Genomic DNA, 22,212 nt, shown 5'->3' on the forward strand with positions numbered 1-22,212 from the left:
CGGGGGAGCTATGGATAACGAATCTTCAATGGGTGATTTCGAATCGACCCTGAAAAAACATGCCCGCGAACTGGTCGACAGCCTTGAGAAAGGCCGCTTTGGCGATGCGGTTCAAATGATCCATGAGCTCAACCAGACCCGTGACCGCGGTCTGTATCAGGAAGTGGGCAAGCTCACGCGTGAACTGCACAGCGCGATTGTCAATTTTCAGATCGATCCGAACATGCCGCAGGCCGAGGAGGTCTCGCAGATCACCGACGCGACCGAGCGTCTGGGTTATGTGGTCAAGCTGACCGAGGCCGCGGCCAACCGCACCATGGACCTGGTGGAGAACGCAACGCCGCTGGTCAATGGCCTGAGCGATGAAGCCCAGGCCTTGAGCACCGACTGGGGTCGCTTCATGCGGCGCGAAGTCGGGGCTGAAGAGTTTCGCGAGCTGGCCCGTCGGGTCGACGGTTTCCTTACGCGCAGTAGCGCCGAGAACCGCGCCGTGGCGAGCAACCTCAACGACATTCTGCTGGCTCAGGACTATCAAGACCTGACCGGCCAGGTGATCAAGCGGGTGACCCAACTGGTCACCGAAGTGGAAAGCAACCTGCTCAAACTGGTGTTGATGGCCAGCCAGGTAGACCGCTTTGCAGGCATCGAACACGACCGTGAAGCGATGCTCGCTGAAAAAGATCCACAAAAACATCTCTCTCAGGGTGAAGGTCCGCAAATTCATGCCGATAAAAGAGAAGACGTTGTGTCCGGTCAGGACGATGTGGACGATTTGCTGTCCAGCCTTGGATTTTAGGTTTTAGACCTCTAGGAGCACCCATTAATGAGCTTCGGCGCCGATGAAGAGATCCTTCAGGATTTCCTGGTTGAGGCCGGCGAGATTCTAGAGCAACTGTCCGAACAGCTGGTCGAGCTGGAAAGCCGACCTGATGATGCGGATCTGCTCAATGCAATTTTTCGCGGTTTCCACACTGTAAAAGGAGGCGCCGGCTTCCTCCAGCTCAATGAGCTGGTGGAGTGCTGTCACATTGCCGAAAACGTGTTCGACATCCTGCGCAAGGGTGAGCGTCGCGTTGACTCGGAATTGATGGACGTGGTGCTCGAAGCGCTGGATGCGGTCAACAGCATGTTCAGTGAAGTGCGCGAGCGCTCACCGATCACCGCTGCTACGCCTGAGCTGCTCGCCGCGCTGTCGCGCCTGGCCGAGCCGCAGTCGGCTGACGAAGCTGCACCGGTAGCCGCGCCAGTGGTTGAGGAACCGGTCGCCGAGGAATCAGGCGACATCACCGATAACGAATTCGAACAACTGCTGGACTCGCTGAACGCCGTCAAGGCTCAAGCCCAGGCTCCGGCAGCGCCTGCTGCCTCGGCTGCGCCGGCCGCCGATGCCGCCGCCAGCGATGAAATCACCGACGCCGAGTTCGAGTCGCTGCTCGATCAGCTTCACGGCAAGGGCCAGTTCGCCGTGGATGCCGTCGCCCCCCCGAGTGCCCCGGCCGCCCCGAAAGCGGCGGGCGACAACTCCGATATCACCGACGATGAGTTCGAGGCTTTGCTCGATCAGTTGCACGGCAAGGGTAACTTCGCCGTGGACGCACTGGATTCGGCTATCGCCTCCGCGCCGACCCCAGCCAAGCCTGCCGCCGCCGCAGCGGGCAGCGACCTGATCAGCGATCACGAATTCGAATCACTGCTCGACGAACTGCACGGCAAGGGCAAGTTCAGCGAAGTCGGCACCGCCTCAACAGCCACTGCGCCTGCCGCCACTGCCACAGCGGCTGCGCCAGCGGAGAAGGCCGCGGTCAAACCCGCCGCCAAGGCACCGGAACCGAAGGCTGAGACACCCAAGCCTGCTGCCGCCGCCCCGGCGCCAGCCCGCGCACCGGCGGCCGCGCCGGCGGAAAAGCCGGCCAGCGAAGCCGAGACCACTGTTCGGGTCGACACCGCTCGCCTGGACGAGATCATGAACATGGTCGGCGAACTGGTGCTGGTGCGTAACCGCCTGGTGCGCCTGGGCCTCAACAGCCAGGACGAAGCCATGGCCAAGGCCGTGTCGAACCTGGACGTGGTCACGGCTGACTTGCAGACGGCGGTCATGAAGACCCGGATGCAGCCGATCAAGAAAGTCTTCGGGCGCTTCCCGCGCCTGGTTCGCGACCTGGCACGCCAGCTCAAGAAAGAAATCAACCTGGAACTGGTGGGCGAAGAGACCGACCTGGACAAGAACCTGGTCGAGGCTCTGGCCGATCCGCTGGTCCACTTGGTGCGCAACGCGGTCGACCACGGTATCGAGTCGCCGCAAGAGCGCGAAGAGTCAGGCAAGCCCCGCAGCGGCAAGGTGGTATTGGCCGCCGAGCAGGAAGGCGACCACATCCTGCTGTCGATCTCCGACGACGGCAAAGGCATGGACCCGAACGTACTGCGCTCCATCGCGGTGAAGCGCGGTGTGATGGACAAGGATGCCGCCGACCGCCTGAGCGACACCGAGTGCTACAACCTGATCTTCGCCCCGGGGTTCTCGACCAAGACCGAGATTTCCGACGTGTCGGGCCGTGGCGTGGGCATGGACGTGGTGAAAACCAAGATTTCCCAGCTCAACGGTTCGATCAACATCTACTCGACCAAAGGCCAGGGCTCGAAAATCGTCATCAAGGTCCCGCTGACCCTGGCGATCATGCCGACCCTGATGGTGATGCTGGGCAACCAGGCATTCGCCTTCCCGCTGGTCAATGTCAACGAAATCTTCCACCTCGACCTGTCGCGCACCAACGTGGTGGACGGCCAGGAAGTGGTGATCGTGCGGGACAAGGCACTGCCGCTGTTCTACCTCAAGCGCTGGCTGGTCAGCTCCGCCGCTCATGTCGAGCAGGGTGAAGGCCATGTGGTGATCCTTTCGGTGGGCACCCAGCGGATCGGCTTCGTCGTCGATCAGTTGGTGGGCCAGGAAGAAGTGGTCATCAAGCCGCTAGGCAAGATGCTCCAGGGCACCCCGGGCATGTCCGGCGCCACCATCACCGGCGACGGTCGCATCGCGTTGATTCTCGATGTGCCAAGCATGCTCAAGCGTTACGCCGCACGGCGTATTTGATTCTGGAGGGGCGCGGCCCGCAGCCGCGTCTCGTCTAACGGAGTGTTTATGGTAGTTAAAGTCCTGGTGGTGGACGATTCGGGGTTTTTCCGCCGCCGCGTCTCGGAAATTCTCTCGGCGGACCCGAGTATTCAGGTCGTCGGTACGGCGACCAACGGCAAAGAGGCAATCGATCAGGCGCTGGCGCTCAAGCCGGACGTGATCACCATGGACTACGAGATGCCGATGATGGATGGCATCACGGCGGTGCGGCATATCATGCAGCGCTGCCCGACCCCAGTATTGATGTTCTCCTCCCTGACCCATGAAGGCGCCCGGGTGACCCTCGATGCGCTGGACGCCGGGGCGGTGGATTTCCTGCCGAAAAATTTCGAAGACATTTCGCGCAACCCCGACAAGGTTCGGCAGTTGCTGTGCGAGAAGGTCCACAGTATTTCCCGCAGCAACCGGCGTGTCGGTGCCTATAGCACACCTGCGCCAGCCCCGGCTTCATCGGGCAGCTTCAATCCGGCCCCAGCGCGCAGTGCCCCGGCCCCAGCGCCAGCTCGTTCCGCGCCCGCCAGTACGTCATCGTCGCCGGCCCCCAAGCGCAAAGCCTACAAACTGGTCGCTATTGGTACGTCCACCGGCGGCCCGGTGGCGTTGCAGCGGGTCCTGACCCAGTTGCCGGCCAACTTTCCGGCGCCGATCGTGCTGATCCAGCATATGCCCGCGGCCTTCACCAAGGCGTTCGCCGAGCGTCTGGACAAGCTGTGTCGTATCAGCGTCAAGGAGGCCGAGGATGGCGACATCCTGCGTCCGGGCCTGGCGCTGTTGGCGCCAGGCGGCAAGCAGATGATGATCGATGGTCGCGGCGCGGTGAAAATCCTGCCCGGCGATGAGCGGCTCAATTACAAACCGTGTGTGGACATCACTTTCGGCTCCGCCGCTAAATCCTACGGCGACAAAGTTCTGGCGGTGGTGCTCACCGGCATGGGCGCCGACGGTCGCGAGGGCGCGCGCCTGCTCAAGCAGGGCGGTAGCGCCATTTGGGCCCAGGATGAAGCCAGTTGCGTGATCTATGGCATGCCGATGGCGATTGTCAAAGCGGATCTGGCCGACGCGGTGTACGGGCTGGACGACATCGGTAGACACCTGGTCGAGGCGTGCCTGTAATGGATGTGCTCAGCCTGATCGGCATCATCATGGCGTTCGTCGCCATTATTGGTGGCAATTACCTGGAAGGCGGTCACCTGGGGGCCTTGGCCAACGGCCCGGCGGCGTTGATCGTGATCGGCGGCACCGTGGGCGCGGCGCTGTTGCAATCGCCCATGAGCGCCTTCAAGCGCGCCATGCAGGTGCTCATCTGGATTCTGTTCCCGCCGCGCGTCGACCTGGCCGGGGGCATCGACCGCGTGGTGAACTGGAGCCTGACCGCCCGCAAGGAAGGTTTGCTGGGCCTGGAAGGGGTGGCCGACGCCGAACCCGACAACTATTCGCGCAAAGGCCTGCAACTGTTGGTGGACGGCGCTGAGCCGGAAGCCATCCGCAGCATCCTGGAAGTGGATTTCTACACCCAGGAAAGCCGTGACATCGAAGCGGCCAAAGTCTTTGAAAGCATGGGTGGCTATGCGCCGACCATCGGCATCATCGGTGCGGTGATGGGCCTGATCCACGTGATGGGCAACTTGGCCGATCCGTCGCAACTGGGCAGTGGTATCGCCGTGGCTTTCGTCGCGACCATTTATGGTGTGGCCAGTGCCAACCTGGTGCTGCTGCCGATCGCCGCCAAGCTCAAGTCCATTGCGTTGCGCCAGTCGCGTTATCGCGAAATGTTGCTGGAAGGGATCCTGTCGATCGCCGAAGGTGAAAACCCGCGTTCCATTGAGTTGAAGCTTCAGGGCTTCATGGACTGATGGGAGACATGGAAAATGGCACGTCGCAGGCATCGTGAAGAACACGTCAACCATGAACGCTGGCTCGTCTCTTACGCCGACTTCATCACGCTGCTGTTCGCTTTTTTCGTGGTCATGTATTCGATCTCGTCGGTCAACGAAGGCAAGTACAAGGTTATTTCCGAGGCGCTGATCGGCGTGTTTACCGACTCCGATCGTGCCCTCAAGCCCATCCCCATCGGTGATGAGCGGCCCAAGACCACCACGCCGGCCAAACCGCTGGTCAGGGACTCCGAGCAGGTCGATGCCGGTATCGCTGGCGGCAGCGATCCGTTGAAAAGCATTGCCGATGACATCAGCGCGGCGTTTGGTGATCTGATCAGCTCCAATCAGATGACCGTGCGCGGCAACGAGTTGTGGGTTGAGATCGAACTCAATTCCAGCCTGTTGTTTGGCAGCGGCGATGCCATGCCCAGCGACATGGCGTTCAACATCATCGATAAAGTGGCCGCGATCCTCAGGCCTTTCGACAACCCGATCCACGTAGAAGGCTTCACTGACGACCAGCCGATTCGCACTGCGCAGTACCCGACCAACTGGGAACTGTCCTCGGCGCGTTCGGCGAGCATCGTGCGCATGCTCGCGATGCAGGGCGTAAACCCCGGCCGGCTGGCGTCGGTGGGCTATGGTGAATTCCAGCCGGTGGCCAACAATGCCACCGCCGAGGGGAGGGCGCGCAACCGGCGAGTGGTGTTGGTGGTGTCGCGCAACCTTGAGGTGCGCCGCAGCCTGACCGGGACCGGTACGGCCCATGCAACACCGGATGCGGCATTGAAGCGTGCTGGCACACAAACTGCACCGACCCAGCCCAAGTCGCCGGGAAGACAGAGCGCCGTCAATTCTCCGTCACCCGCTTTATAACCGAGCTATTTCTCGGTCGAGCCTTTATCGACCGGGAGGAACAATCCGAATGAGAGTCTGGGCAGTCGCCAATCAAAAAGGTGGTGTGGGTAAAACCACATCTTCCATCGCTTTAGCCGGATTGCTGGCCGAGGCGGGCAAGCGCGTGGTCATGGTCGATCTGGACCCCCACGGCTCGATGACCAGCTACTTTGGTTACGATCCCGACAGTCTGGAGCACAGCAACTACGACCTGTTCCTGCACAAGGGCGGTGTGCCCGAAGGCCTGCCGGGGCAGTTGCTGCTGTCCACCAGCGATGAGCGGATTTCCCTGTTGCCATCCAGCACCGCCCTGGCGACCCTGGAACGGCAGTCCCCGGGACAAAGCGGTCTGGGCCTGGTGATCGCCAAGAGTCTGGCGCAACTGTGGCAGGATTTCGATTACGCGATCATCGACAGCCCGCCGCTGCTGGGCGTGCTGATGGTCAACGCCTTGGCGGCCAGCCAGCAACTAGTTATCCCGGTGCAGACCGAGCATCTGGCAGTCAAGGGCCTGGAGCGCATGGTCAATACCCTGGCGATGATCAACCGCTCACGCAAGCAATCGTTGGCCTTCAACATCGTGCCGACCCTGTTTGATCGTCGCACCCAGGCGTCCCTGGGCACCCTGCGCGTGCTACGGGACATGTACCCGGATGACATCTGGCAAGGCTACATTCCGGTCGACACGCGTTTGCGTGACGCCAGCCGTGCCGGTGTGACCCCTTCGCAATTCGATGGCAAGAGCCGCGGCGTGCTGGCCTACCGGGCGCTGCTCAAGCACCTGCTGGCCCAGCAGCTCGTTTCGCAGCAGGTGGCTTAAGGTGACGAGGCTTACCAAAGGCATTGCACACGCTTGTGAGCGCTCAAGTCCTGGCGCATACATGCCGATAACCTTTTCAAGTGGCGCACTGTTCCCATGAGCCGCCCGATAAAGACAACCTCGCGTCCGCAACTGGCCCTGCAGTCTTATCTGGATGGGCTGCTGCAGGAAGCAACCGAAGAACTGCCAGCGCAACCGAGCGTGATCGAGGCGTTGCCCGAGACCGTCGAAGCCGAAGGTGGACTGGATGAATTTCAGGCGGCCGTGCTCGAAGAGCAGGCCCGTGATGCACACAAAACAGTGATTGCCGCGGCAGTCGAGGCTCCGTTCATCAAGCCTCAGGTGGCAGTGATGCAAGCGCCTGCGCCGATCCTGGCGCCGGTCTCGACCGTTGCACCGTTGCTGCAGGGCCTGGTGACGCCGGTGGTGGAAGTTCATCTGCCACCAAGCAGCCCACCGCCGCCGGTGCCGACCGACGACCGTCCGGCCTGGGCCGCCGAGCCGTTCGAGTGTTTGTTGTTCGATGTGGCCGGGTTGACCCTGGCGGTGCCGCTGGTATGCCTGGGATCGATATATTCCCTGGCCGGGCAGGAACTGACGCCTTTGTTCGGTCAGCCGGAATGGTTCCTGGGGATCCTGCCGAGCCAGGCCGGCAACCTGAAGGTGCTGGATACCGCGCGCTGGGTGATGCCGGACCGTTATCGCGATGATTTTCGCCAGGGCCTGCAATACGTGATTTCGGTGCAAGGGTATGAATGGGGTTTGGCGGTGCATCAGGTCAGTCGCTCGCTGCGCCTGGACCCGAACGAGATCAAGTGGCGCAGCCATCGAGGCCAACGGCCATGGCTGGCCGGTACGGTGATCGAGCACATGTGCGCCTTGCTGGACGTTTCCGAGCTGGCCGAATTGATCGCCAGTGGCGGGGCAAAACACCTGGGCGGCGCCAAGCCGGTTCAGAAACCGAAATAAGACAACCCGTGGCGCACCACGTCACGGGGCAGAACACACACCGCCACAGGCGGTTTTTCGAGGGGTCAGGGTATGAATGATAAGGCGTCGTCTCTCAAGGGTTCCGAAGATCCGATTTTGCAATGGGTGACCTTCAAGCTCGATAACGAAACCTACGGCATCAACGTGATGCGCGTTCAGGAAGTGCTGCGCTATACCGAGATCGCCCCGGTTCCCGGTGCGCCAAGCTACGTGCTGGGCATCATCAACCTGCGCGGTAACGTGGTCACGGTGATTGACACTCGCCAGCGGTTTGGCCTGAACTCCACCGAGGTCAACGACAACACCCGTATCGTGATCATCGAGGCCGACAAGCAAGTGGTCGGCATCCTCGTCGACAGCGTTGCCGAAGTGGTTTACTTGCGTCAGTCGGAGATCGAAACCGCGCCTAACGTCGGTAACGAAGAGTCGGCCAAGTTCATCCAGGGCGTGTGCAACAAGAACAACGAGTTGCTGATCCTGGTCGAGCTGGAGAAGATGATGAGCGAAGAGGAATGGTCGGAACTGGAGAGTATCTGATTTGATTCTTGAGGTAGCAGTCATTGTCCTGTTCCTTTTCTGGGCAGGCACGCTGGCGATGTTTGTCGCGTACATACGCGGCCAGCGGCAGATCGCCGCTCAGCAGGCCCAGGGCGATGCGTTGCGTGATCAACGCATCCGCGACCTGGCCAAACGCGTCGACGATTACCAGAACGGCACCGTGCGCATGGGCGAAGCCCTGCACGAGCTACGCGCCGTGGTCGCTCCGTTGCCGGACAAACTGGCCCAGTTGGAGCAGCGCGACCCCTCCAGCCTGTCCTTCGCCCAGGCCGCTCGCCTGGTGGGCATGGGCGCCAGCGTCGACGAACTGACCCAAGCCTGCGGCCTGACCCAGGCCGAGGCGGAGTTGATGAGCAAGTTGCATAAGGGCGGCTGATAGTTTCAAGCGGCAAGCTGCAAGAAAGATCAAGAGATCGCAGCCTTTGGCAGCGTCTACAGGGTTCACATTCCCCTGTAGGCGTTGCTGAAGGCTGCGATTTTTTTTGGGGTGCGCTTTTGTGGCGAGGGGATTTATCCCCGCTGGATCGCGAAGCGGTCCTGAATCTGGGCGATCCGGCGAGTCAGAGAAAATGAGTCGCTTTTTTTGGGGTTGCTACGCAACCCAGCGGGGATAAATCCCCTCGCCACAGGAACAGCATCGCAGTGATCAATAATCGTCGCCGCGATCGGTCACATCCTTCTCGACACTTGGCGCGTTCGGGTCATAGCCCTGGGGGAATTTGCCTTTCAAGTTCCAGGCAAAGGCAATGATTTCGGCAATGGTGCGATACAACTCTTCCGGGATGCTGTCGCCCAGTTCCATCCGCGCCAACAGCTTCACCAATTCAGCGTTTTCATAGATCGGCACTTCGCTTTCGCGGGCGATCCGCAGGATTTCCTCGGCCAGGGCTTCGTCGCCCTTGGCGGTGAGGGTCGGGGCGTGGAGGCCGTCGTACTTGAGGGCGATGGCCTGGCGTGGTGCGGTGTCGGTTGTCATGCGGTTTCGTCCACCCAGCGTTGTTCCAGTCGCGTCTTGGGGCCTTGGGGCGGGGTGCCGAGGTGGCAATCCAGGTCGCCAACGTTCAGGCCGCAGGTCACCAGGCGTTCACGCAGCGCGGTCAGATTGTTTTCGATCAGGCTGGCGGTGTACGGCCGCTCTGCCCATAGCTGGCTCGACAGGCTGCCGCTGAGCAACTGGGCCTGAATCTGCAGCGGCCCCAGTGGCTCCATGTCGAACGCCAGCTCGACCCGCCAGAGCTGCTGTTTCGGCTCGCGTTCTTCACGGCGTTCCGGTGACTCCTCCCGGGGCGGGGTTTCCTCGCGCTGGAACTTGACCTGCAGCGGCACGATGTCCTGCAGGTTGCGCATGGGGATTTCCAACTGCCAGGTGCTCATCAGCCGACCGTCGTCGGTCAGGCCCGTCTGTTCCAGGCTCGACAATTGATGGCTTTGCAGGCGCGACACGGCAGCGGCGGCCAGGCGCAACAGCTGTTCCAGATCGCCTTCATCGTCCTGGCCTTTCAACAGGCGCGAGGGCAGGGGGAAACTGGTGGGTTGCGGCTTGACGCTGACCTGGCCGAGGGTGCCGAGGGCGTTACGCACGAAGCTGGGCAGCGCCTGGGCCAAGGTGTTGGCGGCGATGATGGCGGCGAGGTTGGTTGAGGCGGGCAGGGCCGGGGTCAGTTGGGCGATCAGTTTCAGCAGATCGCCCTTCATGTCTGGCGCCAGGCTCGGTACTTGCCCGGCCAGCAGTTTGCTTTCCAGGAACGCGCCGCTGGCGGCCATGGCCTGGGCCAGGCCCTTGGGTGTACTCAGTTGCTGGATGTCCGGCAGGCCCGCCAACAGGCGTGTCACCGCAGCGCGCAACTCGACGCCAGTGTCGTCGCTGGCCGGAAGCTTTTGCAGCGCAGTGTTTTGCAGCGCGGTGACCAGGCTGTCCAACGAGCCCTGGCGGCTCATCTGCGTGACCAGTTGCTGACTCACCGCCAGTTGTTCCTGGCGGTTGCTCAAGGGGACAAATTTCAAGGTTTGGGCATCTTGTACCTGAGCGCTCAATAGCGTGCCGATGCGCAGCGGTTGCGGGCTGTCGATGTCCAGGGTACTTCCGGCCTGGGCGGTGTTGAGCAGGCTCACCAGCGACCGGTACACCGCGGGTTGCCCCGGCAACTGCGGCAACGCCTGGCTGGTCAGTACCTTGCCTTGCAGCAGCGTGCCGACCGGCATCTGTGCCGTGTTGATACGGGTCAGGGTGGCGACGCTCGAGGCGATGGCCTGCTGCACGGTAATCGCCAGGTTGCTGGCGGACGGCTGAGTCACGGCCAAGCTGGTGCCTTGGGGCAATGGCTGGGTGCTGGTGGCTTGCACGGTGGTTTGGCGACCGCTCTCCAGGGTGACCTTGAGCAACAGCTGGAAGGTCTGTTCCGCCTGCTTGAGCGACAACACCTCGGCCTTGGCGGTCTGGCCCGCACCGATAAGGCCTTCGACCGGCGTCAGCAATTTGAGCAGCTCGCCCGTGACCGCCGGCATACGGGTTGTTGCCGAGGCCTGAGGCAACGGCGGGATGTTCATGTCGCCTGTCATCTGCGGTCTTACCTTGGGAAACTAATTGAGCACGCCCCCTGGGGCATGACATGTATAATGCCGCCGGTCTTTCAGGGAGTGGCGAAAACCTTGCAATTGTTTGACGCAGCTCTGTGGAACCGGCCGCCAAAGCATCTATGCTGCACCTCTTTAACGGCCGCTGCATTGCCGACTTGAACCGTATAAGGCCCGCTATCCCTTGACCAGTCCTCTCCTGCAAACCGTTGGCCTCGCCTGTGAGCGAGATTTGCGGCAGCTTTTCGAGAATCTCCAATTGAGACTCTTGCCTGGCGATATGGTGCAGATCAGCGGCCCCAACGGCAGTGGCAAGACCAGCCTGTTGCGCCTGTTGGCCGGGTTGATGCAGCCGACCGCCGGCCAAGTGCTGCTCAATGGCCAGCCGTTGCACAGCCAGCGCAGCGAACTGGCCCGCAATCTGCTCTGGATCGGCCATGCCGCCGGCATCAAGGATTTGCTGACGCCTGAAGAAAACCTCAGTTGGCTCTGCGCGTTGCATCGACCGGCCGGGCGCGAGGCGATCTGGCAGGCGCTGGCGACGGTGGGCCTGCGCGGCTTCGAAGACGTGCCGTGCCACACCCTGTCCGCCGGCCAGCAGCGCCGCGTGGCCCTGGCCCGGTTATATCTCGACAGCCCGCCGCTGTGGATTCTCGACGAGCCGTTCACCGCTCTGGACAAGCAGGGCGTGGCGCAGCTTGAGGAGCACCTGGCCGGGCACTGCGAGAGGGGCGGCATGGTGCTGTTGACCACCCACCACACATTGGCGCGGATGCCATCCGGTTATCGCAACATCGATCTTGGGAACTGGGCTGTATGAGTGTGTTTGGCCTGCTGCTTGCCCGCGAGGCGCGCCTGTTGTTCCGCCGTCCGGCCGAACTGGCCAATCCGCTGGTGTTCTTCGCGATTGTCATCGCACTGTTCCCGCTGGCGGTCGGTCCCGGGACTCAATTGTTGCAAACCTTGTCGCCGGGGCTGGTCTGGGTGGCGGCCCTTTTATCGGTCCTGCTCTCGCTGGACGGGCTTTTCCGCAGTGATTTCGAGGACGGATCCCTGGAACAGTGGGTCCTTTCGTCGCACCCCCTGGCCCTTCTGGTTTTGGCCAAGGTACTGGCACACTGGGTTTTTTCCGGCCTGGCACTGGTGCTGCTCTCGCCGCTGCTGGCAATGATGCTGGGCTTGCCCGCTGCCTGCATGCCGGTATTGTTGGTATCGCTGTTGCTGGGCACGCCGGTGTTGAGCCTGCTCGGCGCAGTCGGCGCGGCATTGACGGTGGGGTTGAAGCGCGGCGGCCTGTTGTTGGCGCTGCTGATCCTGCCGCTGTATATCCCGGTGTTGATCCTCGGCAGTGGCGCCTTGCAAGCCGCGCTGCAAGGCATGCCGGCAACCGGTTATCTGCTGTGGCTTGGGAGCCTGACCGCCCTGGCGATAACCCTGACACCCTTTGCAATAGCCGCTGGCCTGAAAATCAGCGTCGGCGAATAATAATGAGGCCTGGTCAAGAACTGACCACTTCTTTTGAAGTAAAGGCAGACCTGGCGACTCGTAATGACGAGTCGCAACCGTGATGGAAACAGCAATGAACTGGACCTGGTTTCATAAGCTCGGCTCACCCAAGTGGTTCTACGGCATCAGCGGCAAACTGCTGCCCTGGTTGAGCATCGCCGCACTGCTGCTGATCGGCATCGGCGTGGTCTGGGGCCTGGCCTTCGCACCGCCGGACTACCAGCAGGGCAACAGCTTTCGCATCATCTACATTCACGTTCCCACGGCGCTGTTGGCCCAGTCCATCTACGTGATGCTGGCGGTGTGTGGCGTGGTCGGGCTGGTGTGGAAGATGAAACTGGCGGACGTGGCCCTGCAATGCGCCGCGCCGATCGGTGCCTGGATGACCGCCGTAGCGCTGGTCACCGGGGCGATCTGGGGCAAGCCGACCTGGGGCTCATGGTGGGTCTGGGATGCCCGACTGACGTCGATGCTGATCCTGCTGTTTCTGTACTTCGGTCTTATTGCGCTGGGCAACGCCATCAGCAATCGTGACAGCGCCGCCAAGGCCTGCGCGGTACTGGCGATTGTCGGCGTGATCAACATCCCGATCATCAAGTACTCGGTGGACTGGTGGAACACCCTGCACCAGGGCGCGACCTTCACCCTCACCGAAAAACCGGCGATGCCTGTGCAAATGTGGCTGCCGCTGTTGCTCACCGTGCTGGGTTTCTACTGTTTCTTCGGCGCGGTGCTGCTGCTGCGCATGCGCCTGGAAGTGCTCAAGCGCGAGTCCCGGGCCAGTTGGGTGAAGGCCGAAGTACAGAACAGCCTGGAGGCCGCTCGATGAGTTTTGCATCATTCGGCGATTTTCTCGCCATGGGCCATCACGGCCTGTATGTCTGGTCCGCCTATGGCATCTGCCTGGCGGTGCTGGCCCTCAACGTGGCGGCGCCGATCCTGGCCCGCAAGCGGTATCTGCAACAAGAGGCGCGTCGTCTGCGCCGGGAGAATGGTCAGTGAATCCGCTGCGCAAAAAACGTCTTGTCATCATTCTTGCCATCCTGGTGGGGGTCGGCGCCGCAGTCGGCCTGGCCTTGAGCGCCTTGCAACAGAACATCAACCTGTTCTACACCCCGACCCAGATTGCCAACGGCGAAGCACCCAAGGACACGCGCATTCGTGCCGGCGGCATGGTGGAGGAGGGGTCCCTGGAGCGTTCCGGGGATTCGCTGGACGTGAAATTCAACGTCACCGATTTCAACAAGACCGTGACCATCACCTATCGTGGCATCCTGCCGGACCTGTTTCGCGAAGGGCAGGGCATCGTCGCCCTGGGTAAGCTCAATGCCGAAGGCGTGGTGGTGGCCGATGAAGTCCTGGCCAAGCACGACGAAAAATACATGCCGCCGGAAGTGACCAAGGCTTTGAAAGACAGCGGCCAGTCGGCGCCCGCTCCCGTGAAGGAGGGTTGATCGATGACCGGTCTGTTTATTCCCGAGCTGGGTCACCTGGCGATGATCCTGGCCTTGTGTTTCTCCATCGTTCAGGCGGTGGTGCCTTTACTCGGTGCCTGGCGTGGCGATCGTTTGTGGATGAGCCTGGCCCAGCCGGCGGCTTGGGGGCAGTTCGCCTTCATGTTGTTCGCCTTCGGTTGCCTGACCTACGCGTTCATGGCTGATGATTTCTCCGTGGCCTACGTTGCCGGTAACTCCAACAGCGCCTTGCCTTGGTACTACAAGTTCAGCGCGGTGTGGGGCGCCCATGAAGGGTCTCTGTTGCTCTGGGCGTTGATCCTCGCCGGCTGGACCTTCGCGGTCTCGGTGTTCTCCCGGCAGTTGCCCCAGGTAATGCTGGCCCGGGTGCTGGCGGTGATGGGGATGATCAGCATCGGTTTCCTGTTGTTCCTGATCGTTACCTCCAATCCGTTCGAGCGCATCCTGCCCCAGGTGCCGATGGACGGTCGCGACCTCAATCCGTTGCTGCAGGACATCGGCCTGATCGTTCACCCGCCGATGCTCTACATGGGCTACGTTGGATTCTCCGTGGCCTTCGCCTTCGCCATCGCCGCGTTGCTGGGCGGTCGTCTCGATGCCGCCTGGGCGCGCTGGTCGCGTCCCTGGACCATCGTCGCCTGGGCCTTCCTGGGCATTGGCATCACCCTGGGTTCGTGGTGGGCCTACTACGAACTGGGCTGGGGTGGCTGGTGGTTCTGGGACCCGGTGGAAAACGCCTCCTTCATGCCCTGGCTGGTGGGCACCGCGCTGATCCACTCCCTGGCCGTCACAGAAAAACGTGGCGTGTTCAAGAGCTGGACCGTGCTGCTGGCCATCGCCGCATTCTCCCTGAGCCTGCTGGGAACCTTCCTGGTGCGTTCCGGCGTACTGACTTCGGTGCATGCCTTTGCCTCTGACCCTGAGCGTGGCGTGTTCATCCTGATGTTCCTGCTGTTCGTGGTCGGCGGCTCGCTGACGCTGTTCGCTGTGCGCGCACCGGTGGTGAAAAGCCAGGTCGGCTTCAACCTCTGGTCCCGGGAAACCCTGCTGCTGGGCAACAACCTGGTGCTGGTGGTTGCCGCGTCGATGATCCTGCTGGGCACGCTGTACCCGTTGGTGCTCGACGCGCTGACCGGCGCCAAGCTGTCGGTCGGCCCGCCGTACTTCAATGCTCTGTTCATTCCGCTGATGGCGATCCTGATGGTGGTGATGGCTGTCGGCATGCTGGTGCGCTGGAAAGACACACCGGTCAAATGGCTGATGGGCATGCTGACGCCCGTGCTGCTGGGCACTGCTGCCCTGGCCGTCATCGCCGGGATCGCGTATGGCGATTTCAACTGGGCGGTGCTGGCGACCTTCGTGCTGGCGGCCTGGGTGTTGCTGGCCGGGGTCAGGGATATCTTCGACAAGACCCGCCACAAGGGCTTGATCAAGGGCCTGCCAACCCTGACCCGCAGCTACTGGGGCATGCAGCTCGCCCACCTGGGTATCGCGGTCTGTGCCTTGGGCGTGGTGCTGTCCAGCCAGAACAGCGCCGAGCGCGACCTGCGCCTGGCGCCCGGAGAGTCCATGGATCTGGGTGGCTATCAGTTTGTCTTCGAGGGTGCCAAACATTACGAAGGCCCGAACTTCACTTCGGACAAAGGCACCGTGCGGGTGCTCCGCGACGGCCAGGAAGTGACCGTGCTGCATCCGGAAAAGCGCCTCTATACCGTGCAGAATTCGGTGATGACCGAAGCCGGGATCGATGCCGGTTTCACCCGCGACCTCTACGTAGCGCTGGGTGAGTCCCTGGGCGATGGCGCGTGGGCTGTGCGGGTCCACGTCAAGCCGTTCGTGCGCTGGATCTGGTTCGGCGGCTTGCTGACCGGCCTGGGTGGCGTGCTGGCGGCCTTGGATCGTCGTTATCGGGTCAAGGTAAAAACCCGGGTGCGTGAAACCCTGGGCATGACGGGAGCCCCTGCATGAAACGTTGGTTGATGCTGTTGCCGCTGGCGCTGTTTTTGTTGATGGCGGTGTTTTTGTACCGGGGGCTCTACCTGAACCCGGCCGAATTGCCCTCGGCGATGATCGGCAAGCCGTTCCCTGAGTTTTCCCTGCCGTCGGTGCAGGGCGACAAGACACTGACGCGGGCGGACCTGTTGGGTAAACCGGCACTGGTCAATGTCTGGGGCACCTGGTGCATTTCCTGCCGGGTTGAACATCCGGTATTGAACAAACTGGCCCAGAACGGCGTGGTGATCTACGGCGTCAATTACAAGGACGTCAACGCCGATGCCTTGAAGTGGCTGGCCGAATTCCACAACCCGTATCAACTGGATATCCGCGATGAAGAGGGCTCCCTGGGCCTGAACCTGGGCGTCTACGGGGCGCCGGAAACTTTTTTCATCGACGCCAAGGGTGTCATCCGCGACAAGTTCGTCGGCGTGATCGACGAACAGGTCTGGCGCGAGAAGCTGGCCGCCAAGTATCAGGCGCTGGTCGACGAGGCCAAGCCATGAAGCGCTGGTTAGCAGCCCTCATCCTCGGGGTGAGCCTGGCTGGCGTGGCCCACGCCGCCATCGATACCTATGAATTCGCCAACGAGGGCGAGCGCGAGCGGTTTCGTGAATTGACCAAGGAGCTGCGCTGCCCCAAGTGTCAGAACCAGGACATCGCCGATTCCAACGCACCGATTGCCGCCGACCTGCGCAAGGAAATTTTCCGCATGCTCGGCGAAGGCAAGGACAACCAGCAGATCATCGATTTCATGGTGGACCGCTACGGGGAGTTCGTACGCTACAACCCGGCCTTGACCTCCAAGACCGCGCTGCTCTGGTTTGGCCCCGCCGGCTTGTTGCTCGGTGGTTTCGTTGTCATCGCGGTGATTGTGCGCCGCCGCCGGGTCCAGCGCACGGCTGCCCCGGACACGCTTTCTGTCGAAGAGCGCCAGCGCCTCGACCAACTGTTGGATAAAACCAAGCATGATTGATTTTTGGCTCGCCGCAGGTCTGCTTCTCCTGGTTGCCCTGAGTTTTCTGTTGATCCCTGTATTGCGCGGTCGCCGCGCCCAGCGCGAAGAGGACCGCACCGCGCTCAACGTGGCGCTGTACCAGGAGCGTGTCGCCGAGTTGCAGGCCGAGCAGGAAGAGGGCGTGCTGAACGCCGCGCAACTGGACACCGGCCGCGCCGAAGCCGCGCGTGAACTGCTCGCCGACACCGAAGGTGCCGATGCGCCGCGCGAGTCTCGCTTGGGGAAACCGTTGCCGTTACTCGCCGCCGTGCTGGTGCCGGTGTTGGGCCTGGGGTTGTATCTGCATTTCGGCGCCAGCGACAAGGTCGAGCTGACCCGTGAGTTCGCCCAGGCACCGCAGTCGATGGAAGAAATGACCCTGCGCCTGGAGCGCGCAGTGGCCGCGCAACCGGATAACGCCGAGGGCTTGTATTTCCTCGGTCGCACCTACATGGCCCAGGACCGACCGGCGGATGCGGCGAAGATCTTCGAGCGCACCGTGGTGGTGGCCGGCCGGCAACCCGAGCTGCTCGGGCAATGGGCTCAGGCGCAGTATTTCGCCGATGGCAAGAAATGGTCGGACAAGGTCCAGGCCCTGACCGACGAAGCGCTCAAGCTCGATCCCAAGGAAGTCACCAGCCTGGGCCTGCTGGGAATCGCCGCGTTCGAAGGCGAGCGCTATCAGCAAGCCATTGATTATTGGGGCCGCCTGCTCGCGCAACTGCCGGAAGGCGACAAGTCCCGTGAGGCGCTGCAGGGCGGTATCAACCGCGCCACCGAGAAGCTTGAGGCCAGCGGCGGCAAGGTCGCCCAAGCGCCAGTGAGCAAGGCTGCGGCATTGCTCAAGGTGCGCGTCGAGCTGGCGCCAGCGCTCAAGGCCAAGGTGCAGCCGGGCGACAGCGTGTTCATCTTTGCCCGCGCCGCTTCCGGCCCGCCGGCGCCGCTGGCGGCCAAGCGCCTGACCGTCGCTGATCTGCCTGTTACCGTGGAACTGGGCGACGCGGACGCCATGATGCCGCAACTGAAACTGTCGAACTTCCCTGAAGTCCAACTGGTGGCGCGCATTTCCCGGGCCGGTCAACCGACCGCCGGTGAATGGATCGGCCGCAGCAAGCCTCTGGCGAGCAGCACCACGGCGCAGCAACAACTGACTATCGACAGCCCGGATAAATAACAGGAATTCGCACCATGACCGCCATCGCTCGTATCACCCTGCTCACGCTCGTCCTGGGCCTGAGTGCTTGTGCGGTCCAGCGTCCGCCGCAGCCGTCGGCGCCGCTGCCTCCCATCCCGTCTTCAGGCCCGGCCACCAAGCCGGGGCCGTCGACCGCCCCAAGCAAGCCCGTCACGCCGAACACACCGGCCAAGCCGTTGCCTCGTACTTCCGCCAGCTTCGCCCCACCACCCGGCGGCAATAGCCACTGGGACGCCAAACTTGGGGTCTATGTGCTGGACAACCACACCAACACCTTCTATCGCCAGCGCACCTATTACCGCTGGAGCAACGGCTGGAGCCGCTCCATCAGCCCGAACGGGCCGTGGGAAGAAACCACCATCGAAGGCGTTCCGGCGGGGTTGGGGCGTCAATTCCACTAAGAGAGACCAGCCTGTGGCGAACCGGCTCGCCCCGGCTGGGCTCGACAGCTGCTACGCAGTTTGGCCGGTGATGAGTTCAAGGTTCGACCTGTCATGCCCGGCGTCGTAGAATGCGCGCCTTTGCGAGCCTTCACCGGCCAACCGCGTATTTATCGGAGCACCTGACCATGACGACTACCCCGACCGGCGACTACCTGGAAACCCTCTACGAAGGCTACGGCCAGCGTTTTCGGATGGACAAGCTGCTGCACGAAGTGCGCACCGAGCACCAGCACCTGGTGATTTTCGAGAACCCGCGCATGGGCCGGGTGATGGCGCTGGATGGCGTGATCCAGACCACCGAAGCCGATGAATTCATCTACCACGAAATGCTGACCCATGTACCGATCCTCGCCCACGGCGCGGCCAAACGCGTGCTGATCATCGGCGGTGGCGACGGCGGCATGTTGCGTGAAGTGACCAAGCACCTGGGCGTTGAGCACATCACCATGGTGGAAATCGACGGCACCGTGGTGGACATGTGCAAGGCGTTCCTGCCCAACCACTCCAAGGGCGCCTACGACGACCCGCGCCTGAACCTGGTGATCGATGACGGCATGCGTTTCGTCTCCACCACCCAGGAGAAGTTCGACGTCATCATCTCCGACTCCACCGACCCGATCGGCCCGGGTGAAGTGCTGTTTTCGGAAAACTTCTACCAGGCCTGTCATCGCTGCCTGAACGAAGGCGGCATTCTGGTGACCCAGAACGGCACGCCGTTCATGCAACTGGGCGAAGTACAAACCACTGCCGGGCGTCTGCGTGGCCTGTTTGCCGACTGGCATTTCTACCAGGCCGCCGTGCCGACCTACATTGGTGGCGCCATGACTTTCGCCTGGGGCTCGACGGATACTGGCTATCGCAAGCTGACCCGCGAGACCCTGCGTGAGCGCTTCATTGGCAGCGGCATTGTTACCCGCTACTACAACCCTGAAGTTCACATCGGCGCGTTCGCCATGCCGCAGTACGTCTTGCAGGCGATCAACAAGCCAAGCAACGACTGATCAGGACTCACAAGCTGTGGCGGGGGTTATATCCCCTGACCACAGAGAGGTTCGACACAGACTCATCGGGCAATCCGGAGTTTTTTGTGTTTACTAATAGCTATTGAACAAATTTTTCACAGGACCTTGCGGACAATCCCGGGCGCCTGTTGCCGTCGGTGAATGAATGGCGATGCTCAGCCATTCATTCAACGCTCGCGCACTCGCGCAGACCCAGGGACCCGGGTGATGGTCGGCATAGGACGCGCCGTTGTTCTATTCGCCCTCAACCCCATTAGGTCCTTACACGACATGGCAATCCCGGACGCCCTGAGTCAGCAACGCACCACGCATCGCCTGCTGCAACCGACCGTCAAATCTCACCTGGCCTACACGTTGCTCTGTGCCCTGGTCATGATGATCATGTTCAGCCTGTTGCGCGTTGCGCTACTGGTCTACAACCGCGAAATGATCCTCGACACCCCGGCCTCGACCTTCGTCGAGGCGTTCGTCAACGGTCTGCGTTTTGACCTGCGTCTGGTGGTCTATCTGTGTATTCCGCTGCTGCTGGCCTTGTTCAGCGCGCGGGCCATGGCGGCTCGTGGTTTTTTTCGTTTCTGGCTGACCGTGACCGCCAGCATCGCGCTGTTCCTCGGTCTGATGGAGATGGACTTCTACCGCGAGTTTCACCAGCGTCTCAACGGCCTGGTCTTCCAGTATGTGCAGGAAGACCCGAAAACCGTGATGAGCATGCTCTGGTATGGGTTCCCGGTGGTGCGCTACCTGTTGGCGTGGGTCGTGGGCACGCTGATCCTCACGATGGCGTTCAAGGGCGCCGACCGCGCGACTCGACCGCGCGGGCCGTTCAGTGGCGGCACCATTGGCACACGCCAGGTGGCTCCGTGGTACGGGCGTGTCGCGGTGTTCATGGTCTGCTTGGTCGTGGCCGTGGGCGCCGCCCGGGGCACCTTGCGCCAGGGGCCGCCGCTGCGCTGGGGTGACGTCTACACCACCGATTCGAACTTTGCCAACCAGTTGGGCCTTAATGGCACGTTGTCACTGGTGGCCGCGGCCAAGAGCCGGATGTCCGAACACCGCGACAACATCTGGAAAGCCACCCTCGAGCAACCGCTGGCCCAGCAGACGGTGCGGGACATGCTGGTGATGCCCGACGACAAACTGGTCGATGCAGACACCGCCGCCGTACGTCGCGACTACACGCCACCGGCCGACAAGACTTTGCCGATCAAGAACGTGGTAGTGATTCTCATGGAAAGCATGGCGGGGCACTCGGTAGGCGCCCTGGGCGCGCCGGGCAATATCACGCCTTATCTGGACAAACTTTCCAAGGAAGGTCTGCTGTTTGACCGCTTCTTCTCCAATGGTACCCACACCCATCAGGGCATGTTCGCCACCATGGCCTGCTTCCCGAACCTGCCGGGCTTCGAGTACCTGATGCAGACACCTGAAGGCAGCCACAAGTTTTCGGGGCTGCCGCAACTGCTCAGTGCCCGCAACTACGACGACGTGTATGTCTACAACGGTGATTTCGCCTGGGACAACCAGTCGGGTTTCTTCAGCGGCCAAGGTATGACCACGTTCATCGGGCGCAATGATTATGTGAACCCGGTGTTCTCCGACCCCACCTGGGGCGTGTCCGACCAGGATATGTTCGACCGCAGCCTGATCGAACTCAAGGCACGGGAAAACGGCAAACCGTTCTATGCGTTGCTGCAGACCCTGTCCAACCACACGCCGTATGCGCTGCCGACACCGTTGCCGGTGGAACCGGTCACTGACCGTGGCAGCCTGAATGCGCACCTGACTGCCATGCGTTATTCCGATTGGGCCTTGGGTCAGTTCTTCGAAAAGGCCCGCAAGGAGCCTTATTTCAAGGAGACGCTGTTTGTCATCGTCGGAGACCACGGCTTTGGTAACGAGCGCCAGATTACCGAAATGGACTTGGGCCGTTTCAACGTACCGATGCTGTTGATCGGCCCGGGTATCCAGGAAAAGTTCGGCCAGCGCAACCACACCGTGGGCACGCAGGTCGATATCGTCCCGACCATCATGGGCCGGATCGGCGGGCAAGTGCGTAACCAGTGCTGGGGCCGCGATCTGTTGAACCTGCCGCCAGGCGACAGCGGATTTGGCGTGATCAAACCGTCGGGCAGTGATCAGACCACGGCGATCATCCGCGACGACAAAATTCTGGTACTGCCAAGGGAAAAGGAGATGGCGCCGAAGCTGTATCGCTACCAACTGGGTACTCAGCCACGCGCGGATGTCATTTCCGACGCGCCGCAGGCTGCCGAAATGAAACTCAAGCTGGAGGCGTTTCTGCAAACCGCCACCAAGAGCCTGCTGGATAACACTGCCGGCGTGACACATGGTGTTCCAGACTGAGAAGTTCCGCCCATAAAAAAGAGGCCTTAACGGGCCTCTTTTTTTTGTCACTTAGTGGTTCATATCTTGCCCAGTAATAGCAGGATCAACAGCACTACCAGTACGACACCGATGATTCCGGACGGACCGTAACCCCAACTTCTAGAGTGCGGGAAGACCGGCAGGCCACCGATCAGCAGGAGGATCAGGATAATGATGAGTATTGTGCCCATTGTTGATTTCCTTATTGGTCAGTTCTGGAGTGATGCAACTTTCAACTACCAGCACGCATGCGTTAAATCCGGGCGGCTTAATAAGTACGACCGTAACGTCCTGTAAAAAATTCAAAGTCTTTTTGAGGCGTGAAAGAACCCGTCTTCGGGAGCAAAG

Annotated in this window: 24 protein-coding genes; 21 read left to right on the forward strand and 3 right to left on the reverse strand. The window is 61.7% G+C overall.

From position 1 onward, the window contains the following. Positions 1 to 10 precede the first annotated feature (10 nt). From QOM08_RS07910 to QOM08_RS07950, 9 genes are all read left to right on the forward strand, one after another. Positions 11 to 796, forward strand: a complete 786-nt coding sequence (locus tag QOM08_RS07910; protein ID WP_047226262.1) for a protein phosphatase CheZ — start codon at positions 11 to 13, stop codon at positions 794 to 796. Between the two features lie 27 nt (positions 797 to 823). Further along, on the forward strand, positions 824 to 3,088 hold the full coding sequence (locus QOM08_RS07915) for a chemotaxis protein CheA (RefSeq protein ID WP_188251137.1): 2,265 nt from the start codon (positions 824 to 826) through the stop codon (positions 3,086 to 3,088). 48 nt (positions 3,089 to 3,136) lie between these two features. Continuing rightward, positions 3,137 to 4,243 carry a chemotaxis response regulator protein-glutamate methylesterase gene (locus QOM08_RS07920; protein WP_188251138.1) on the forward strand — a complete coding sequence of 369 codons (1,107 nt, stop codon included), beginning with the start codon at positions 3,137 to 3,139 and terminating at the stop codon, positions 4,241 to 4,243. Then, entirely contained in the window at positions 4,243 to 4,983 is a 741-nt protein-coding gene (locus QOM08_RS07925; RefSeq protein ID WP_018606553.1) for a flagellar motor protein, read from the forward strand. Before QOM08_RS07920 ends, QOM08_RS07925 begins: the two co-directional genes overlap by 1 nt. Positions 4,984 to 4,998: 15 nt before the next feature. Beyond that, positions 4,999 to 5,883, forward strand: a complete 885-nt coding sequence (gene motD, locus QOM08_RS07930) for a flagellar motor protein MotD (RefSeq protein ID WP_047226265.1) — start codon at positions 4,999 to 5,001, stop codon at positions 5,881 to 5,883. Positions 5,884 to 5,932: 49 nt separating this feature from the next. Further along, positions 5,933 to 6,724 (forward strand): ParA family protein, encoded by a 792-nt coding sequence (locus QOM08_RS07935; RefSeq protein WP_047226266.1) that lies wholly within the window; start codon positions 5,933 to 5,935, stop codon positions 6,722 to 6,724. Between the two features lie 96 nt (positions 6,725 to 6,820). Then, complete coding sequence (locus QOM08_RS07940) at positions 6,821 to 7,693, forward strand: CheW domain-containing protein (protein WP_188251139.1); 873 nt, start codon at positions 6,821 to 6,823, stop codon at positions 7,691 to 7,693. A gap of 72 nt (positions 7,694 to 7,765) precedes the next feature. Further along, positions 7,766 to 8,251 carry a chemotaxis protein CheW gene (locus QOM08_RS07945; RefSeq protein WP_024778681.1) on the forward strand — a complete coding sequence of 162 codons (486 nt, stop codon included), beginning with the start codon at positions 7,766 to 7,768 and terminating at the stop codon, positions 8,249 to 8,251. Between the two features lies 1 nt (position 8,252). After that, positions 8,253 to 8,648 carry a DUF2802 domain-containing protein gene (locus QOM08_RS07950; protein WP_047226268.1) on the forward strand — a complete coding sequence of 132 codons (396 nt, stop codon included), beginning with the start codon at positions 8,253 to 8,255 and terminating at the stop codon, positions 8,646 to 8,648. A gap of 270 nt (positions 8,649 to 8,918) precedes the next feature. On the opposite strand, the gene QOM08_RS07955 is transcribed toward QOM08_RS07950, so the two are convergent. After that, positions 8,919 to 9,248: an EscU/YscU/HrcU family type III secretion system export apparatus switch protein gene (locus QOM08_RS07955; protein ID WP_047226269.1), complete on the reverse strand. Its 330-nt coding sequence runs from the start codon at positions 9,246 to 9,248 to the stop codon at positions 8,919 to 8,921. Continuing rightward, the gene (locus tag QOM08_RS07960) at positions 9,245 to 10,831 is read right to left on the reverse strand and encodes a flagellar hook-length control protein FliK (RefSeq protein ID WP_316912783.1); all 1,587 of its coding nucleotides are present in this window, start codon (positions 10,829 to 10,831) and stop codon (positions 9,245 to 9,247) included. Before QOM08_RS07960 ends, QOM08_RS07955 begins: the two co-directional genes overlap by 4 nt. 199 nt (positions 10,832 to 11,030) lie before the next feature. Here QOM08_RS07960 and ccmA point away from each other — a divergent pair, with 199 nt between their 5' ends. The 12 genes from ccmA (at position 11,031) to QOM08_RS08020 (ending at position 21,843) form a co-directional block, all read left to right on the forward strand. Continuing rightward, positions 11,031 to 11,666: a cytochrome c biogenesis heme-transporting ATPase CcmA gene (ccmA, locus tag QOM08_RS07965; RefSeq protein ID WP_316912784.1), complete on the forward strand. Its 636-nt coding sequence runs from the start codon at positions 11,031 to 11,033 to the stop codon at positions 11,664 to 11,666. Continuing rightward, positions 11,663 to 12,331 (forward strand): heme exporter protein CcmB, encoded by a 669-nt coding sequence (gene ccmB, locus QOM08_RS07970; protein ID WP_047226272.1) that lies wholly within the window; start codon positions 11,663 to 11,665, stop codon positions 12,329 to 12,331. The genes ccmA and ccmB overlap by 4 nt, the downstream gene beginning before the upstream one ends. 94 nt (positions 12,332 to 12,425) lie before the next feature. Further along, positions 12,426 to 13,181: a heme ABC transporter permease gene (locus tag QOM08_RS07975; protein ID WP_047226273.1), complete on the forward strand. Its 756-nt coding sequence runs from the start codon at positions 12,426 to 12,428 to the stop codon at positions 13,179 to 13,181. Further along, a complete protein-coding gene (gene ccmD, locus QOM08_RS07980) occupies positions 13,178 to 13,354 on the forward strand; it encodes a heme exporter protein CcmD (protein WP_007939192.1) in 177 nt (58 codons plus the stop codon). Before QOM08_RS07975 ends, ccmD begins: the two co-directional genes overlap by 4 nt. Further along, positions 13,351 to 13,806, forward strand: coding sequence for a cytochrome c maturation protein CcmE (gene ccmE / locus QOM08_RS07985; RefSeq protein WP_076385818.1), 456 nt, complete (start codon positions 13,351 to 13,353; stop codon positions 13,804 to 13,806). The genes ccmD and ccmE overlap by 4 nt, the downstream gene beginning before the upstream one ends. Before the next feature lie 3 nt (positions 13,807 to 13,809). Next, the gene (locus QOM08_RS07990; protein WP_047226275.1) at positions 13,810 to 15,795 is read left to right on the forward strand and encodes a heme lyase CcmF/NrfE family subunit; all 1,986 of its coding nucleotides are present in this window, start codon (positions 13,810 to 13,812) and stop codon (positions 15,793 to 15,795) included. Next, on the forward strand, positions 15,792 to 16,328 hold the full coding sequence (locus QOM08_RS07995) for a DsbE family thiol:disulfide interchange protein (RefSeq protein WP_047226276.1): 537 nt from the start codon (positions 15,792 to 15,794) through the stop codon (positions 16,326 to 16,328). The genes QOM08_RS07990 and QOM08_RS07995 overlap by 4 nt, the downstream gene beginning before the upstream one ends. Further along, positions 16,325 to 16,798: a cytochrome c-type biogenesis protein gene (locus QOM08_RS08000; protein ID WP_139050810.1), complete on the forward strand. Its 474-nt coding sequence runs from the start codon at positions 16,325 to 16,327 to the stop codon at positions 16,796 to 16,798. The genes QOM08_RS07995 and QOM08_RS08000 overlap by 4 nt, the downstream gene beginning before the upstream one ends. Next, on the forward strand, positions 16,791 to 17,993 hold the full coding sequence (ccmI, locus tag QOM08_RS08005; protein WP_047226278.1) for a c-type cytochrome biogenesis protein CcmI: 1,203 nt from the start codon (positions 16,791 to 16,793) through the stop codon (positions 17,991 to 17,993). Before QOM08_RS08000 ends, ccmI begins: the two co-directional genes overlap by 8 nt. A gap of 14 nt (positions 17,994 to 18,007) precedes the next feature. Further along, positions 18,008 to 18,415, forward strand: coding sequence for a lipoprotein (locus QOM08_RS08010; RefSeq protein WP_047226279.1), 408 nt, complete (start codon positions 18,008 to 18,010; stop codon positions 18,413 to 18,415). 167 nt (positions 18,416 to 18,582) lie between these two features. Further along, positions 18,583 to 19,458: a polyamine aminopropyltransferase gene (gene speE, locus QOM08_RS08015; protein WP_316912785.1), complete on the forward strand. Its 876-nt coding sequence runs from the start codon at positions 18,583 to 18,585 to the stop codon at positions 19,456 to 19,458. 291 nt (positions 19,459 to 19,749) lie between these two features. Next, complete coding sequence (locus QOM08_RS08020; protein WP_139050808.1) at positions 19,750 to 21,843, forward strand: LTA synthase family protein; 2,094 nt, start codon at positions 19,750 to 19,752, stop codon at positions 21,841 to 21,843. 59 nt (positions 21,844 to 21,902) lie between these two features. Here QOM08_RS08020 and QOM08_RS08025 read toward each other — a convergent pair whose 3' ends face one another. After that, positions 21,903 to 22,055 carry a DUF3309 family protein gene (locus tag QOM08_RS08025; RefSeq protein ID WP_018606531.1) on the reverse strand — a complete coding sequence of 51 codons (153 nt, stop codon included), beginning with the start codon at positions 22,053 to 22,055 and terminating at the stop codon, positions 21,903 to 21,905. Positions 22,056 to 22,212: the final 157 nt, after the last annotated feature.

It is taken from the genome of Pseudomonas sp. P105 (assembly GCF_032614175.1).
Lineage (GTDB): Bacteria > Pseudomonadota > Gammaproteobacteria > Pseudomonadales > Pseudomonadaceae > Aquipseudomonas > Aquipseudomonas rhizophila.

What these genes read in the sequence shown, in the direction of transcription:
- QOM08_RS07940 (WP_188251139.1), top strand. Translation starts at nt 6,821, where the DNA reads ATGAGCCGCCCGATAAAGACAACCTCGCGTCCGCAACTGGCCCTGCAG.
- QOM08_RS08025 (WP_018606531.1), bottom strand. Translation starts at nt 22,055, where the DNA reads ATGGGCACAATACTCATCATTATCCTGATCCTCCTGCTGATCGGTGGC.
- QOM08_RS07920 (WP_188251138.1), top strand. Translation starts at nt 3,137, where the DNA reads ATGGTAGTTAAAGTCCTGGTGGTGGACGATTCGGGGTTTTTCCGCCGC.
- QOM08_RS07990 (WP_047226275.1), top strand. Translation starts at nt 13,810, where the DNA reads ATGACCGGTCTGTTTATTCCCGAGCTGGGTCACCTGGCGATGATCCTG.
- ccmD (WP_007939192.1), top strand. Translation starts at nt 13,178, where the DNA reads ATGAGTTTTGCATCATTCGGCGATTTTCTCGCCATGGGCCATCACGGC.
- QOM08_RS07955 (WP_047226269.1), bottom strand. Translation starts at nt 9,248, where the DNA reads ATGACAACCGACACCGCACCACGCCAGGCCATCGCCCTCAAGTACGAC.
- speE (WP_316912785.1), top strand. Translation starts at nt 18,583, where the DNA reads ATGACGACTACCCCGACCGGCGACTACCTGGAAACCCTCTACGAAGGC.
- QOM08_RS07915 (WP_188251137.1), top strand. Translation starts at nt 824, where the DNA reads ATGAGCTTCGGCGCCGATGAAGAGATCCTTCAGGATTTCCTGGTTGAG.
- QOM08_RS07925 (WP_018606553.1), top strand. Translation starts at nt 4,243, where the DNA reads ATGGATGTGCTCAGCCTGATCGGCATCATCATGGCGTTCGTCGCCATT.
- QOM08_RS08010 (WP_047226279.1), top strand. Translation starts at nt 18,008, where the DNA reads ATGACCGCCATCGCTCGTATCACCCTGCTCACGCTCGTCCTGGGCCTG.
- QOM08_RS08000 (WP_139050810.1), top strand. Translation starts at nt 16,325, where the DNA reads ATGAAGCGCTGGTTAGCAGCCCTCATCCTCGGGGTGAGCCTGGCTGGC.
- QOM08_RS07960 (WP_316912783.1), bottom strand. Translation starts at nt 10,831, where the DNA reads ATGACAGGCGACATGAACATCCCGCCGTTGCCTCAGGCCTCGGCAACA.
- ccmI (WP_047226278.1), top strand. Translation starts at nt 16,791, where the DNA reads ATGATTGATTTTTGGCTCGCCGCAGGTCTGCTTCTCCTGGTTGCCCTG.
- QOM08_RS07975 (WP_047226273.1), top strand. Translation starts at nt 12,426, where the DNA reads ATGAACTGGACCTGGTTTCATAAGCTCGGCTCACCCAAGTGGTTCTAC.
- ccmB (WP_047226272.1), top strand. Translation starts at nt 11,663, where the DNA reads ATGAGTGTGTTTGGCCTGCTGCTTGCCCGCGAGGCGCGCCTGTTGTTC.
- QOM08_RS08020 (WP_139050808.1), top strand. Translation starts at nt 19,750, where the DNA reads ATGGCAATCCCGGACGCCCTGAGTCAGCAACGCACCACGCATCGCCTG.
- motD (WP_047226265.1), top strand. Translation starts at nt 4,999, where the DNA reads ATGGCACGTCGCAGGCATCGTGAAGAACACGTCAACCATGAACGCTGG.
- QOM08_RS07945 (WP_024778681.1), top strand. Translation starts at nt 7,766, where the DNA reads ATGAATGATAAGGCGTCGTCTCTCAAGGGTTCCGAAGATCCGATTTTG.
- QOM08_RS07935 (WP_047226266.1), top strand. Translation starts at nt 5,933, where the DNA reads ATGAGAGTCTGGGCAGTCGCCAATCAAAAAGGTGGTGTGGGTAAAACC.
- QOM08_RS07910 (WP_047226262.1), top strand. Translation starts at nt 11, where the DNA reads ATGGATAACGAATCTTCAATGGGTGATTTCGAATCGACCCTGAAAAAA.
- QOM08_RS07995 (WP_047226276.1), top strand. Translation starts at nt 15,792, where the DNA reads ATGAAACGTTGGTTGATGCTGTTGCCGCTGGCGCTGTTTTTGTTGATG.